At 69.9% G+C, this 15,026-nt stretch carries 12 protein-coding genes; 7 read left to right on the top strand and 5 right to left on the bottom strand.

All coding sequences use genetic code 11. From position 1 onward, the window contains the following. Positions 1-15: 15 nt before the first annotated feature. The gene (locus J2X55_RS12260; protein ID WP_309823731.1) at positions 16-1,068 is read left to right on the top strand and encodes an iron-siderophore ABC transporter substrate-binding protein; all 1,053 of its coding nucleotides are present in this window, start codon (positions 16-18) and stop codon (positions 1,066-1,068) included. A 118-nt stretch (positions 1,069-1,186) separates the two neighbouring features. On the opposite strand, the gene J2X55_RS12255 is transcribed toward J2X55_RS12260, so the two are convergent. Further along, positions 1,187-1,858 (bottom strand): fasciclin domain-containing protein, encoded by a 672-nt coding sequence (locus tag J2X55_RS12255; protein WP_115919094.1) that lies wholly within the window; start codon positions 1,856-1,858, stop codon positions 1,187-1,189. Between the two features lie 318 nt (positions 1,859-2,176). Here J2X55_RS12255 and sigK point away from each other — a divergent pair, with 318 nt between their 5' ends. The 4 genes from sigK (at position 2,177) to J2X55_RS12235 (ending at position 5,380) form a co-directional block, all read left to right on the top strand. After that, on the top strand, positions 2,177-2,779 hold the full coding sequence (sigK, locus tag J2X55_RS12250; protein WP_181906497.1) for an ECF RNA polymerase sigma factor SigK: 603 nt from the start codon (positions 2,177-2,179) through the stop codon (positions 2,777-2,779). After that, positions 2,776-3,591, top strand: coding sequence for an anti-sigma factor domain-containing protein (locus J2X55_RS12245; RefSeq protein WP_115919090.1), 816 nt, complete (start codon positions 2,776-2,778; stop codon positions 3,589-3,591). Before sigK ends, J2X55_RS12245 begins: the two co-directional genes overlap by 4 nt. A gap of 76 nt (positions 3,592-3,667) precedes the next feature. Next, positions 3,668-4,306 carry a DNA-directed RNA polymerase subunit beta gene (locus J2X55_RS12240; protein WP_115919088.1) on the top strand — a complete coding sequence of 213 codons (639 nt, stop codon included), beginning with the start codon at positions 3,668-3,670 and terminating at the stop codon, positions 4,304-4,306. Between the two features lie 189 nt (positions 4,307-4,495). After that, on the top strand, positions 4,496-5,380 hold the full coding sequence (locus J2X55_RS12235; RefSeq protein ID WP_309823726.1) for an aminodeoxychorismate lyase: 885 nt from the start codon (positions 4,496-4,498) through the stop codon (positions 5,378-5,380). A gap of 56 nt (positions 5,381-5,436) precedes the next feature. Here the strand turns inward: J2X55_RS12235 and pstB are convergent, their stop codons facing one another. The 4 genes from pstB to J2X55_RS12215 form a co-directional block, all read right to left on the bottom strand. Next, on the bottom strand, positions 5,437-6,216 hold the full coding sequence (gene pstB, locus J2X55_RS12230; RefSeq protein WP_056229315.1) for a phosphate ABC transporter ATP-binding protein PstB: 780 nt from the start codon (positions 6,214-6,216) through the stop codon (positions 5,437-5,439). Between the two features lie 20 nt (positions 6,217-6,236). After that, entirely contained in the window at positions 6,237-7,325 is a 1,089-nt protein-coding gene (gene pstA, locus J2X55_RS12225; protein ID WP_115919084.1) for a phosphate ABC transporter permease PstA, read from the bottom strand. After that, on the bottom strand, positions 7,322-8,341 hold the full coding sequence (pstC, locus tag J2X55_RS12220; RefSeq protein WP_115919082.1) for a phosphate ABC transporter permease subunit PstC: 1,020 nt from the start codon (positions 8,339-8,341) through the stop codon (positions 7,322-7,324). The genes pstA and pstC overlap by 4 nt, the downstream gene beginning before the upstream one ends. Positions 8,342-8,498: 157 nt before the next feature. After that, on the bottom strand, positions 8,499-9,626 hold the full coding sequence (locus J2X55_RS12215) for a phosphate ABC transporter substrate-binding protein PstS (protein ID WP_115919079.1): 1,128 nt from the start codon (positions 9,624-9,626) through the stop codon (positions 8,499-8,501). 159 nt (positions 9,627-9,785) lie between these two features. On the opposite strand from J2X55_RS12215, the gene J2X55_RS12210 reads away from it, so the two are divergent. Together J2X55_RS12210 and J2X55_RS12205 are read left to right on the top strand one after the other, a co-directional pair. Beyond that, the gene (locus tag J2X55_RS12210) at positions 9,786-13,724 is read left to right on the top strand and encodes a Pls/PosA family non-ribosomal peptide synthetase (protein ID WP_309823721.1); all 3,939 of its coding nucleotides are present in this window, start codon (positions 9,786-9,788) and stop codon (positions 13,722-13,724) included. After that, positions 13,721-15,019 carry a M1 family metallopeptidase gene (locus J2X55_RS12205; RefSeq protein ID WP_309823720.1) on the top strand — a complete coding sequence of 433 codons (1,299 nt, stop codon included), beginning with the start codon at positions 13,721-13,723 and terminating at the stop codon, positions 15,017-15,019. The genes J2X55_RS12210 and J2X55_RS12205 overlap by 4 nt, the downstream gene beginning before the upstream one ends. Positions 15,020-15,026: the final 7 nt, after the last annotated feature.

Raw genomic sequence — 15,026 nt, 5'->3', positions numbered from 1 at the left:
GGATAACCTCACTTGGTGACTGTTCTTCGTTTCGCGTCCTCCCGTGCCCCTTTCCGTCCTCGACGCCTGCTCGCCGCCGGGTTCGTCGTCACCGCGCTGGTCCTCACCGGATGCTCCGGTACCGCGGCCGCGCCCTCGACCGTCGACGCCGAGGCGGGCGCGACCGGTCAGTGGATCGTCTCGCGCGACCTCGAACCGGGAATGGGCTCGCCCGAAGCGGATGGGGTCTTTCCCCGCGAGGTGACCCACTTCGCCGGAACGACGGAGATCGCGTCGAAGCCGCAGCGCATCGCCGTCGTCTCCACGGGCCAGCTCGACGCTCTCCTCTCGCTGGGGCAGGTCCCCGTCGCCGCGACCCGCGCCGAGAACAGCGGCCTCGTGCCGCAGTACCTGCGCGAGGCGCTTCCCGACAAGACCGCGGCGCTGGACGCCATGACCGACATCGGCGAGCGGACCGAGCCCGATCTGGAGACGATCGCGCAGGCCGCTCCCGACCTGATCCTCATCAATTCGACGCGGGGCGCGCAGCTCTACGACGCGCTCTCCGCCATCGCGCCCACCGTGGTGACCAAGGGGAACGGCGTCAACTGGAAGAGCGACCTGCTCCTCATCGCCGAGGCCCTCGGAGACGAGGGTGCCGCGCGGGGAGTGCTCGACGAGCTGCAGACGGAGAGTGCGGCCTTTGCGCAGACCCACCCGGCTGGCGAGCCCACGGTGTCGTTCCTCCAGTCGACCGGCGACCGAACGCGCATCATGGGTCTCCCGTCGTTCGCGGGGGGCATCGCCGAGGACCTCGGGCTGGGCCGCCCCGCATCGCAGCAGTTCGACGACACGTCCAAGGAGATCAGCGCCGAGCAGATCGACCTCGCCGACGCCGACCGCGTTTACTACGGCGGCACGGAGCAGGGGCGGGCGTTCATCGAGCAGGCTCCGCTCTGGCCGACGCTCGGGGCGGTCGAGGATCAGCGAACGACCGCCGTCGATTTCGATCCGTGGTTCATGAATGCCGGGCCGATCGCCGCGCGTCTCGTTCAGGACGAGATCATCAGGACCGTCGGAGGCTCCTGAGCCCCCCCCGGCACCACGAAAGCGAGCGCCGAACCCCCTCGCCTGGGGTCCGGCGCTCGCCGTCTGGATCGGTCGATCATCGACCGGTCGGAAGCGCGGATGAACGCGCGTCCGAGAATTACATGGTGGGGGGCATCAGCACCGAGTCGATGAGGTACACGGTCGCGTTGGCGGTCTGGACGCCACCGCAGATGACGTTGGTGGAACCGTTGACGGTGATCGCGTCACCCGAACCGGCGACGGTGACATCCTGGCCCTCGACCGTGGCGTGCGTGCCGTCGATCTCGCTGGGGGTCAGCTGGCCGGGGATCACGTGGTACGTGAGGATCTTGGTCAGCGTGGCGGAGTCGGTCTTCAGGCCGTCGATGGTGGCGGCCGGGATCTTGGCGAACGCGTCGTCGACCGGAGCGAAGACGGTGAACTCGGAACCGTTCAGCGTGTCGACCAGGTTGACGTCGGGGTTGAGCTGACCGCTGACGGCCGCGGTGAGCGTCTTGAGCAGCGGGTTGTTCGAGGCGGCGGTGGCCACCGGGTCAGCAGCCATACCGGCGACCGAGCCCGAGCCCGAGGGAACGGCGGCGGCGTAGTCAGCGCAGCCGGGGCCGACGAGGTTGGCGGCGGGGTCCATGGCGCTGGACGACATCGACGGCGATGCCGACGACGAGGGCATCGAGCTCTCTTCGGTGGTCGAGCCACCCGAGGTGGTGCCGCCCGAACATGCGGTGAGAGCAAAGGCCGAGCCCAGAACGAGGGCGAGACCAGCGACAACGGGCTTCTTGTTGGTGAGCATGACATTCCTCCGAAATCATCCGGATCGCGTCTGCGACCCGTTTGGGACACCCCGGTGCGAGGGGCGGTTCGCCGTGGAGCGGCTTACACAGGGTCTTCGGGACCCCCTCGGGATCGGATTGCGAAATATTGCGAAGACGGGGGCAGAAAGTCCACAAGGGCAATAAAAAGACCTGTTCAGCGGCGTGTAAACATTCTCCCGAATATTTTCGATCCGTCCCGGTGGAGGGGTCGCGCCGCACACCGGCTAGATAACGGTTTGTCCCTAGCTCTTCCGCCACGCGCGCGCACACGCGTAGGCGCGCGTGAGAGGTAAGCAATGATGGATGCCATGGTGATCGACGGCTTCGACCTTCCCGACGACGGGGTGGACAACGCCGACCACGTCGGAGGACTCCTACAGCGCGTGGCGGGCGGAGACCGGGCGGCCTTCGCGGAGCTGTACGACTCCCTGTCGGCTCGCGCCTTCGGTCTGATCCTGCGTGTGCTCGTCGACCGCTCGCAGAGCGAGGAAGTGCTGCAAGAAGTCTTCCTCGAGATCTGGCAATCCGCTGGGCGCTTCACTCCGAACAGAGGACAGGGAAGGTCGTGGGTTCTCACGATCGCTCACCGTCGGGCGGTGGACCGCGTGCGGTCATCGCAGTCGAGTGTCGATCGAGACGTGCGCGCGGGTTTCCGGGATATGGACGTCGCTTACGACGCCGTGTCCGAGAAAGTCGAACTGAAGATGGAAGGGCGGCGCGTCGTCGATGCACTGGCGGCGCTTCCCGAAGCCCAGAAGGAAGCACTCACGCTCGCATATTTCGGCGGGTACAGCCAAAGTGAGATCGCGACCCTGGTCGGGGCGCCGCTCGGTACGGTCAAGACACGAATGCGTGACGGATTGTCGCGCTTGAGAATGGAGATGGGGGTGGACAAGTGAACGAGAGGGATTTCGCCGACCTCGCCGTCGGACATGCGCTCAACGCGCTATCCGAGGCAGATGAACGCGCGTACCAGGAGGCTTTGGCGGGCAATCCGCATTGGGACCACCACGTCAGCGGTGCCGCCGATGCCGTCGCCGCGATCAGCGCCTCCGTCGAACCCGTCGAGCCCCCGCCGTCCGTGCGGGCATCGCTGTTCGCGCGCATCTCCGAACTGCCGCAGGAGCCCGTCGTCGTCGCCGGCCCCGAGGCCTCATCCTCCGCCGGCGACGAGGACTTCGCCGCCGCGGGCGTCGCGTCGGTCGAGCCGGAGCGCGAGCTGGTGTCGGCCGGGGCGACTCCGGCGTCCGTGTGGGGACCCCGCCGGTGGTTCACCCTCGCGGCCTCCCTCGCGGCCGTCCTCATCTTGGGGTTCGGTGCGGTCTCCGTCAGCCAGTTGGTCTCGCCGCCGGCCTCCGTCGTCGCCTTGAGGTCGATCGAGCAGGCCCCCGACGCCCAGTCCGCGTCGACCACCCTCCCCGACGGAACGGTCGCGACCGCGCACTGGTCGCCCTCGACCGGACAGAGCGTCCTCGTCACCGACGGCATGCCGGCCCTCGCCGCCGACAAGACGTACGAGCTCTGGTTCGTGCGCGGCGACACCCCGATCGCGGCCGGGACCTTCGAGCCCGACGAGGCCGGCAAAGCCACGGCAGTGCTGAAGGGCGAGATGCACGCGGGCGACATCATCGCTGTGACGATCGAACCGGCCGGTGGCTCGCCCGACGGCACGCCGAGCACCGCTCCCGTCGTCGCCGTCGCTACCGCCTGAGCGTTCGCTTCCCTCGGTCGCTCGCGCGTCTGTGCCGGCGGCCCGGGGGCGCGGACCGACGCTCTAGCCTGGATGGATGAGCGATTCCCCCCGCGAGTTCCACAAGCCGGTTCGGCGCCCCGCCGAGTTGTTCGATCGCCTGTTCGCCGCGGAGGATCCGGCCGAGGTGTCACGCGTCGCCCACAGTACGGCCCAGGCGCTGCTGTCGCGGGTGCGTGCCGACCCGAGCATCGATGTGGTCGAGCGTCTCGTGGCCTTCACCGACGACCACGGCATCGATGACATCGCCGAGCTGTGGTCGCGATCGCCCGCCCGGTCGCTGCCCGGTGCGCTCTGGCGCCTCTACCTGCTGCAGCTGATGATCCACGACGACGCGGCGACGGCGGCCCTGCTGTACGAACGCGGCCGTGTCGAGATCGCGACGGTGGATGCCGTGGTCGCCGGTGCTCCGGCTCCCGCGGGCCCCGAAGAGCTGGTGCAGCTGATCGACACCATCCTCCGCGGGCTGTTCGAGGGGGACTTCGCCGTCGCGCTCGACCGTGCTGCGGCCTTCTGCCGCGTGCAGGCGGCGGGATCGACGCACCTGGCCGACGATTACGAGAACACCGAGTCGGAGCGGGCCTCAGCGCTGACGACGAGGGCACTGCGCCTGGCTACCTACGCCGAAGACTTGTCGGCATCCGCCGCTCTCTGGCGCCGTGACGCGCTGACCTGAGCGGGAAAAGATAAGTGCCGGACCGCAGAACGCCTCTCGGCGCATGGCCGCTCATAGCGGCAGAAGATGGAGCCCGGGGTTACTGCGGCCCGGCTAGAGAAGTGTAACAAGACCAGCCCGCGGACATTCCCTCCGACGGCCCCGTTGACAAGGTCCGGGCGTGTCGTCACGCGGCGTAGGCTCGGGCTCATGGCTTGGCGCTTCGCTCTCGTGATCGACCCCGCGGCATCCGATGAGGAGCGATCCGACTACTCCGACACGCTGCACGAGATCGATCCGGACGGCCCCGCTCTGGGCGTGGGCGAGCTGAGTGCGCAGCGCGGTGACGGGATCTTCGAGAGCCTCGGCGTCGTCGACGGCCACGTCCAAGAGGTCGAGCCGCACCTCGCGCGTCTGGCGCACTCCGCCTCGCTCTGCGACCTCCCCGCGCCGAACCTCGCGCAGTGGCGCGTCGCGGTCGAGCGCGTGGCTCGCGCCGCGGGCGAGGGCGAGAACGTCATGAAACTGCTCCTCAGCCGGGGAGTCGAGCACGGTCCCGCACCGACCGCGTGGATCACGCTCGCCGACGCCCCCGACAACTCCCGCGGGCGCACCGAGGGCGTTCGCGTCGCGACCCTCGACCGTGGGTACGCCCTCGACGTGCCTGCTCGCGCTCCGTGGCTCCTCCTCGGGGCGAAGACGCTCTCGTACGCGGTCAACATGGCCGCGATCCGCGAGGCGAAGCGGCGCGGGGCCGACGACGCCGTATTCGTCACGAGCGACGGCTACCTGCTCGAGGCGCCCACGGCATCCGTCGTCCTGCGCTTCGGGGATCGCTTCGTCACGCCGGAGCCGCAGGCCGGCATCCTGCATGGGACGACGCAGCTCAGCCTGTTCGCCTTTCTCGAGGGTCGCGGTTTCGCCACGGCGTACGAGGCCGTGCCGGCCGAGGACCTGACGAGAGCGGATGCCGCGTGGCTCCTGTCGAGCGTCCGACTCGCGGCCCCGATCCGCTCGGTCGACGGCGTCGAGGTGACGGTGGACCGCGCGTTCACCGACGAGCTGAACACGTACCTGCTCAGCCCTCGCGACTGAGAGCGAGCGGGAACGACGAAGGCCCCGCCGGAGCGGGGCCTTCGCACGATGCCTGCTTATCCGAAGCGACCGGAGACGTAGTCCTCGGTGGCCTGGACGCTCGGGGCGGTGAAGATCGAGGCGGTGTCGTTGTACTCGATGAGCTTGCCGGGCTTGCCGGTGCCCGCGATGTTGAAGAAAGCCGTCTTGTCGCTGACGCGCGAGGCCTGCTGCATGTTGTGCGTCACGATGACGATCGTGTACTCGCTCTTCAGTTCGCCGATGAGCTCCTCGATCGCGAAGGTCGAGATCGGGTCGAGCGCCGAGCAGGGCTCGTCCATGAGAAGCACATCGGGCGAGACGGCGATGGCGCGCGCGATGCACAGACGCTGCTGCTGCCCGCCGGAGAGACCGCCGCCCGGCTTGTCGAGACGGTCCTTGACCTCGTTCCAGAGGTTTGCGCCGCGCAGCGACTTCTCGACGAGGGCGTCGGCGTCGCTCTTCGGCATCCGCTTGTCGTTGAGCTTCGCGCCGGCCAGCACGTTCTCGCGGATCGACATCGTCGGGAACGGGTTGGGGCGCTGGAACACCATGCCGACGTGGCGGCGCACGAGCACCGGGTCGACGCCCGGGCCGTAGAGGTCGTCGCCGTCGATGAGCACGCGGCCCTCGACGCGACCGCCGGGGATGACCTCGTGCATGCGGTTGAGGGTGCGCAGGAACGTGGACTTGCCGCACCCCGAGGGGCCGATGAAGGCGGTGACCGAGCGGGGCTCGATGTCGATCGAGACGCCCTCGACCGCGAGGAAGTCGCTGTAGTAGACGTTGAGGTCCTGGACCTCGATGCTCTTGGACACGAGTGTGTGCCTTTCTGGGCTCAGCGCGCCTTGGGCGCGAACACCGCCGCCACGATACGGGCGATCAGGTTGAAGATGACGACGAGGACGACGAGAAGGAAGGCCGCACCCCAGGCGTTTGCCTGCGACGCGTCGATGTCCTGCCCGGGGAAGCTGTACGCCGTGTACGCCATGACGGGGAGGGTCTGCATGGGCCCCTCGAAGGGGTTGGCGTTGAAGTTGTCGGTGAAGCTGGCGGCGATGAAGATCGGCGCGGTCTCACCGACGACGCGGGCCACGGCGAGCACGACGCCGGTGATGATGCCCGAGGCGGCCGTCCGCAGCACGACCTTGATGATGGTGGCCGAACGCGGCACGCCCAGGGCGAGCGAGGCCTCGCGCAGGTCGGCCGGAACGAGACGCAGCATCTCTTCGGTCGAGCGGATGACGATGGGGATCATCAGCACGCAGAGGGCGATGGATGCCGAGAACCCGCTGAACGCCTTGGGTCCGACGACCAGGCTGAACAGCGAGAACGCGAACAGACCCGCGACGATCGAGGGGATGCCGGTCATCACGTCGACGAGGAAGGTGATCGCGCGGCGCAGCGGGTTGTTCGGCTGCGCGTACTCGACGAGGTAGACCGCGGCGAGCACGCCGATCGGCACCGAGATGAGGGCCGCGATCCCGGTGATGATGAGCGTTCCCGTGATGGCCTGCCATGCCCCCGCGGTGGCGACGACCTCGAGGGTGTCGGGGTTGAAGGCGGTTCCGCCGACCTGCGTGACGAAGTTCCAGTTGACCACCGCGAGGCCCTTGGACACCACGGTCCACAGCGTCGAGATGAGCGGGGCGACCGCGAGCAGGAACGCGACCGTCACGAGGCCGCGCACGACCCGGTCCACGGCCTTGCGGCGGTTCTCGACGATCGAGGAGCCGACCCCGATGGCGACCAGGTAGAGCACCGCCGACAGGATCAACCATGCCGCGAGGTTGAAGCCGCCGAGCAGGAGCTGGATGCCCGCGACGACGATCGCGACGCCGACGAGGAGCGCGGGTTCGATGAAGCGGGGGAGCTGGCCGCTGGTCAGCGCCAGGGGAGCGGGGGACGAGGGAGCCGAGGCGGTCATGAGCGCTTGCCCTTCTTGCGACCCTTGGCACCGGGGCCGGTCGCCCCGATGATGTAGCGGGCGAGCATGTTCACCGCGAGCGAGACGACGAACAGCATCAGGCCGGTGCCGATGAGAGCCGAGCGCTGCAGGTCGGTGGCGATCGGGAAGTTCAGCGCGATGTTGGCCGCGATCGTCTGCGAGTTGTAGCCGTCGGTGAGCAGGAGCACCGAGTAGATGAGGCTGGGCGACACGATGAGCGCGATGGCCATGGTCTCGCCGAGCGCGCGGCCGAGGCCCAGGAGCGTCGCCGAGACCATGCCGCTGCGGGCGTACGGGAACACCGCGAGGCGGATCATCTCCCAGCGCGTGGCGCCGAGGGCGAGGGCGGCCTCTTCGTGCAGGCGCGGGGTCTGCAGGAAGATCTCGCGCGTGATCGAGGTGACGATCGGGAGGATCATCACGGCGAGCACCACGCCACCGGTGAACATCGTCGAGCCCGTGGTCGAGACGGGGCCCTGGAAGAGCGGGATCCAGCCGAGGTACTGGTTGAGGAACTCACCGACCGGTACCAGCAGGGGGCGCATGACGATGATGCCCCAAAGGCCGAAGACGATCGAGGGGACCGCGGCCAGCAGGTCGACGATGTAGCCGAGGAAGCCGGCGATGCGACGGGGCGCGTAGTGCGAGATGAACAGCGCGATGCCGATGGCGACCGGGGTTCCGATCACCATCGCGATCAGCGCGGCCCAGATGCTGCCGAACAGCAGCGGCCCGACGTACTCCCAGAAGTTCGTCCAGCTGCCGTTCTGGTACCCGGCGAGATCGCCCTCGGTCCAGTTGCCGGTGATGGCGGGGATGCCGCGGATGATGAGGAAGATCGCCACGCCGGCGAGGATGATCATGATCGACACGGCGGCCGTGGTCGACAGCCCCAGGAACACGGAATCCCCGACGCGGCGCTTGCCGATGATCGACGTCCGCGGCGGGGGAGGGGAAGACGGGGCGGTCTCGGTGTCTGCGACGGTGTCAGTCACGGGAAATCTCACGCTCGGCGCGGGTCATGGGTTCTCCTCGGTCGGGTGTTCTCTGAGGATGTCGGCTCAGCGGAACGTTCGACGGTGGTCGACTGCTCCGATCAGCCCGGCCCGACCCGCACGCGAGGTGCGGGCCGGGCCGAGTCCGAAGAGATGTTTACTTGATCGACGCGAGCGTCTCGGCCGCAGCCGAGAGCACCGAGTCGGGCAGCGGCGCGGAGCCGGCGTTCTTGGCCGCGACCTGCTGGCCGAGGGTGCTGGTGACGAAGCCGAGGTACGACTTCACGAGCTCCGACTGCTTCGCGTCCTTGAACGTGGTGCAGGTGATCGCGTACGACACGAGCGGGATCGGGTAGGTCTCAGCGGTGAGCTTCGAGTAGTCGAACTTCTTCGACAGGTCGCCCGTCACGCCGTTGCTGGCGTCGACGGCGGCAGCGGCGAAGGTCGCCGTGACGGCCTCGGGGCTGTACGCGATGGCGGTGCCGTCCTGGATGATCGACGCGGCGTTCAGGCTGCCGATGGCGGAGTGGTCGGCGTAGCCGATGGTGCCGGAGCCGGCCTTGACGGCCTCGACGACACCCGAGCCACCCTTCTGCTTCGACACGTTGCCCTCGATCGGCCAGTCCTTGCCCGCGGGCTTGGTCCAGACCGACGACTGGGTCGCGGCGAGGTAGTTGGTGAAGTTCTGCGTCGTGCCCGAGCCGTCCGAGCGAGCGACGGTGGTAATGGCGCCGGCGGCGAGGGCCGTACCGTTGTCGGCCGTGATGGCCGGGTCGGACCAGTCGGTGATCTGCAGCGCGAAGATCTTCGCGATCGTCTCACCCGAGAGCTTCAGGCTGGTCACGCCGGGGATGTTGAAGATGATCGCGACACCGTCGAGGTAGACGGGGATGTTCACGCCACCGTCGGTGCAGAGAGCCTTCGACTGCGCCGTCTGGTCGGCGTTCAGCGGCGAGTCGGAGCCGGCGAAGTCGTACGCACCGCTCAGGAAGTTGGTGACGCCACCGCCGGAGCCCTGCGACTTGTCGTAGTTGATCGTGACGCCCTTGGCCTGGGCGTTGTAGGCGCTGGTCCACGCGGCCTGCGCGTTCGCCTGGGCGCTCGAGCCACCGGCCGTGATCGTGCCCGACAGGTTCGGGTCGATGGTGAACGCGACGTCGGACGAGGTCGACGAGGGGGTCGAGCCCGCGGCGTCGCCGGAGCCCGAGGGGCCGGCGCAGCCGGCGAGGGTCAGGGAGGCCACGGCGGCCACGGTGCCCAGCTGGGCGAGTCGGGAGAGCTTCACGGTGTGAATCCTTCGCATGTCGGGAACAGGAACCCGGTGCAGGGTTCGTCGTGAACGGTAAACAGCGACAGAGAACAGACTGCGTTGCACGGGTGAACGGAAGGTGAACCGGGGCGGCCGTTCCGGGGCGTTCTCCGGGGGGTTGTACTGTTCGTCCCCGTGACGACCTCCGCTTTCGCCGCTCAGGCCCCACTCGACCGGACGGGGGCCGCGCCGTCCCCGCGCACCCTCATCGACGTCCTCACCGACGTCGCCGCACGGCATCCCGAGGCGTCCGCGATCGACGACGGATCGGGTGCCCTCAGCTACCGCGAGCTGCTGGCGCGCGTGTGGCGCACAGCCGGCGCGCTGCATGACGCCGGTGTGCGGCGGGGCGACCGGGTGGGTGTGCGTATGCCCTCCGGGTCCAAAGAGCTGTACGTCTCGATCCTCGCGGTGATGGCGGCGGGCGCTGCCTACGTTCCGGTGGATGCCGACGACCCCGACGAGCGCGCTCGCTTGGTGTTCGGCGAGGCCGGGGTGCGCGGCATCGTGGCGGGCGAGGGTGAGTTCATCGCGACCGAGGGTGATCTCGTGCGTCTCTACGACGGAGACGCCCCGCACCCGAGCACGAACGCCGTGCCTATCGTCGCCCCGCCCACGGTCGACGACGACGCGTGGATCATCTTCACCTCGGGGTCGACCGGTGTTCCCAAGGGCGTCGCGGTGTCGCACCGCTCGGCGGCGGCGTTCGTCGAGGCGGAGGGACGCATCTTCCTCCAGGACGAGCCGCTGGGGCCCGGGGACCGGGTGCTGGCGGGGCTCTCGGTGGCCTTCGACGCCTCGTGCGAGGAGATGTGGCTCGCCTGGGGGCACGGGGCGTGTCTGGTGCCGGCTCCCCGCTCGCTCGTGCGTTCGGGTGAGGACCTTGCCCCGTGGCTCCTCCGCCAGGGCATCACGGTCGTCTCGACCGTTCCGACGCTCGCGGCGATGTGGCCGGCCGACTCGATCGAGAACGTGCGTCTGCTGATCTTCGGGGGCGAGGCTTGCCCGCCCGAACTCGCCGCCCGCCTCGTGGCCGAGGGACGAGAGGTCTGGAACACGTACGGACCGACCGAGGCGACGGTCGTGGCGTGCGCTGCCCCGCTCGACGGGTCGCTGCCCGTGCGCATCGGCCTGCCTCTCGACGGCTGGGCACTCGCGGTGGTGGATGCCGAGGGCCTCCCCGTCGCGCAGGGAGAGGTGGGCGAACTGATCATCGGCGGTGTCGGTCTCGCGCGCTATCTCGACCCGGCGAAGGATGCCGAGAAGTACGCGTCGATGCCGACCCTCGGGTGGGAGCGGGCCTATCGCTCCGGCGACCTCGTGCGCTTCGAGCCCGAGGGCCTGGTGTTCCAGGGGCGCGCGGACGACCAGGTCAAGGTCGGCGGTCGGCGCATCGAGCTCGGCGAGGTGGAGTCCGCCCTGCAGGACCTTCGCGGCGTCAGCGCGGCCACGGTCGCCGTCCGCACCACCAACGCGGGCGTGCCGGTGCTGGTCGGCTACCTCGTGATGGAGGAGGGCGTCGACCTCGACCGCCCCGCCGCGCGCGCCGCCCTCGCCGAGCGTCTTCCGGCGGCGACCATCCCGCTTCTGGGTGTGGTCGACACTCTCCCCGTGCGCACCTCGGGCAAGGTCGATCGCGCCGCCCTCCCGTGGCCGCTGCCCGGTGTCGACTCGCCCACCCCCACCGACTTCACGGACGACGAGACGTGGTTGGCCGAGCAGTGGCAGGCCGTGCTGGGGCTCGCGGTCACCGAGCGCAAGGCGGACTTCTTCGACCTGGGCGGCGGCTCGCTCGCGGCCGCTCAGCTCGTCTCGCGCATCCGCGCGCGCGTGCCCGAGTTCTCGGTCGCCGACATCTACGACGTGCCGCGCCTGGGGGCGATGGCCAAGGCGCTTGGACCGCAGCTCGCCGACGAGACGCCCGCCGAGTTCCACCGGGCCGCGCCGACGCCGCGCACGACCCAGTGGGCGCAGACGCTGCTCGGGGCGCCGCTGTTCATCCTCTCGGGCGTGCGGTGGGTGCTGTACTTGCTCACCGCTTCGGCGATCCTGCGGCTCGTCCCCGGGTTCGACGTGCTGCCGACGGTGCCCTGGCCCGCTCTCGTGGTCGGCCTCGTCGTCTTCGCTACACCGTTCGGGCGCATGGCGATCGCCGTGGCATCCGCTCGCCTCCTGCTCGCGGGTGTGCGCCCGGGCGACTATCCGCGCGGAGGGTGGGTGCACATCCGCCTCTGGCTCGCCGAGCAGATCGCCGATCAGGTGGATGCCGTGGGTCTCGCCGGCGCCCCCTGGGTGTCGTACTACGCCCGGGCTCTGGGCGCGCGGATCGGTCGGAACGTCGACCTGCACGCGCTGCCCCCGGTCACGGGCATGCTCGTCGTCGGCGACGGCGCCTCGATCGAACCCGAGGTGGATCTGACCGGGTACTGGATCGACGGCGACCTGGTGCGTATCGGCGAGGTGCGCATCGGGGCGGAGGCCACGGTGGGCGCCCGCTCGACCCTCGCCCCCGGCACGCGGATCGGTCGTCGCGCCGAGATCGCCCCGGGCTCCGCGGTCTTCGGTCGCGTCAAGGCCGACCAGTCGTGGGCGGGGTCTCCGGCCGTGCGCGTGGGAGGCACGGCGAAGGGCTGGCCGATCGAGCGACCGGCCGCGCCCACCCGGTGGCTCTGGGCGTACGCCGCGTCGGCGGTCGTCCTGGCGCTGCTGCCCCTCGCCGCCTTCACCGTCGGGGGACTCGTCGTCGCGCGGGGGATGCGCGGTGCGGGCGATCTCGCTCAGGCGGCGGTGGGGGCCTTCGCCTGGCTCGTTCCCGGCGTTGCCGCCACGGGCCTGGTGTTCGCGGCATCCGTGGTCCTTCTCGTGCGCCTTTTGTCGATCGCGCTCACCGAGGGGACCCACCCCGTGCGCAGTCGGGTCGCGTGGCAGGCGTGGACGATTGAGAGGCTGCTGGATGCCGCCCGTACGGTGCTCTTCCCGCTGTACTCGTCTCTGTTCACCCCCGTGTGGTTGCGCCTGCTCGGCGCGCGCGTCGGGCGGGACGTCGAGGCGTCCACGGTGCTCCTGATCCCCTCGATGACGCGGATCGAGGACGGAGCGTTCCTCGCGGACGACACCATGGTCGCCTCGTACGAACTGCGCGCCGGCTGGCTCCGGCTCGGGCCGGTGCGCATCGGCAAGCGCGCGTTCCTCGGCAACTCCGGCATGGCCGCCCCCGGGCACCGTGTTCCGCGCGACGGGCTGGTCGCCGTGCTGTCGTCGGCGCCGCTCAAGGCCAAGGCGGGTTCATCGTGGCTCGGTTCGCCCGCGGTGCGCTTGCGCCGCCTCTCAGCCGAGGGCGACGAGTCGCGCACCTACCGACCGACGGCGGGTCTGCGTCTCGCGCGCACGCTCTGGGAGCTGTGCCGGTTCGTGCCGGTGGTCGTGACCTGCGCGATCGGCCTCGGCGTGATCTTCGCTCTCGCGGTGCTGTGGGAAGGCGTGGGCCCGGTGTGGACGCTGCTGTTCTCGGGCATCGTGCTGCTCGCGGCCGGAGCCGTCGCCGCGGGGGTGTCGACCGCGGCGAAGTGGGCCATCGTCGGCGTCATCCGCGCGGGCGAGCAGCCGCTGTGGTCGAGTTTCGTCTGGCGCACCGAGGTGTCGGACACCTTCACCGAGATGGTCGCCGCCCCGTGGTTCGCGCGCGCGGCGGCCGGTACGCCCGCCCTCGCCGTGTGGCTGCGGAGCCTCGGTGCGAAGATCGGTCGCGGTGTCTGGTGCGACAGCTACTGGCTGCCCGAACCCGACCTGGTGACCTTGGGGGATGCGTCAACCGTCAATCGCGGATGCGTCGTCCAGACGCATCTGTTCCATGATCGAATCATGAGTATGGATACCGTCGAGCTGGAGCCGGGGGCGACCCTCGGTCCGCACAGCGTCGTCCTCCCCGCCTCGACCCTCGGCGCACATGCGACCGTGGGTCCCGCGTCGCTCGTGATGCGCGGGGAGACGGTGCCGGTCGGCTCGCGGTGGAGCGGCAACCCGATCGGCCCCTGGCGCGCGGTGAAGGTACGCGCCTACCAGTCGACGACGTGAGCGTGCTCGACCCCTACGCTCCGCAGAGCGGCGACCTGTCGTACGACGTCGCGTCGTACGACCTCGCGATCTCGTACCGCGTGCGGACGAACCGTCTCGAGGGTGTCGCGTCGATCGTTGCCGTCGCGTGCGAGCCGGTGTCGTCGATCGCGCTCGATCTCGTGGGCCTGCGCACCTCGCGCGTGCGCGTCGACGGTGCGACCGCTCGGTTCTCGGCGGGACCCCGCGTCCTCCGCGTCACGCTGCCTCGCGCGCTCGCCGCGGGCGAGCGGTTCGAGGTCGAGGTGACCTATGCCGGTGCTCCGGCTCCCCGCCGTTCGCGGTGGGGCTCGGTCGGCTGGGAGGAGCTGACCGACGGCGCCCTGGTCGCGGGCCAGCCCATCGGCGCACCGACCTGGTTCCCCTGCAACGATCGCCCCGACAACCGCGCGCGAATGCGGCTCGAGGTGACGGTCGACGAGGGATACGTCGTGGCGGCCACGGGGGTGGCCGGCCCCCGCATCCGTCGGGGCGGGCGGGTGACGACGAGTTTCGTCTCGGACGTGCCCACCGCGACCTATCTCGCGGCCGTGCACATCGGTCGCTACCGCACGCGTCAGCTCGAGGGCACCGGTGACCCCCTCGTGCCCGCGGTCATGGTCTCGGCGCCTCCCGCGCTCGCCGCGGCCGTCGACCGGGCTTTCTCGACCGTTCCCGACATGCTGCGGGCTTTCGGGCGGTTCTTCGGGCCCTACCCCCAGGAAGCCTGCACGCTCGTGGTCACCGCTGACGAGCTGGAGATCCCCCTCGAGGCCCAGGGCCTGGCCGTCTTCGGTATGAACCACCTGGTGCCCGCTGCGCAGCGGCTCGTGGCGCACGAGCTGGCGCACCAGTGGTTCGGCAACAGCGTCGGCCTCGCCCGGTGGAGCGACATCTGGCTCAACGAGGGCTTCGCGTGCTACGCCGAGTGGCTGTGGTCGGAGACCTCGGGAGGCGCGTCTGTCGAGTCGTGCGTCGCGGACCACTACGCCCGTCTCGCCGTCAAACCTCAGGATCTGCTTCTCGTCGATCCGGGCCCCGACGACATGTTCGACGATCGCGTGTACAAGCGCGGCGCGCTGACGCTGCACGCCGTGCGGCGCTCGCTCGGCGACGAGGCGTTCTTCGACCTGTTGCGGTCGTGGACGGCTGAGCACCGGCATGCGCTCGTCACCACCGACGACTTCCGCGCCGCGGTCGATCGCGCCGGGGGAGCGGATGCCGCGGCGGTGCTGTCTCGCTGGATCGACGACGTGACGTTGCCCGCGCGGCCCTGACGGCGGG

It is taken from the genome of Microbacterium sp. 1154 (assembly GCF_031455375.1).
In the GTDB taxonomy this organism is placed as follows: Bacteria; Actinomycetota; Actinomycetes; order Actinomycetales; family Microbacteriaceae; genus Microbacterium.
The sequence above is the reverse complement of the archived record's forward strand: the minus strand, read 5'-3'. Positions and strand labels throughout refer to the sequence as shown.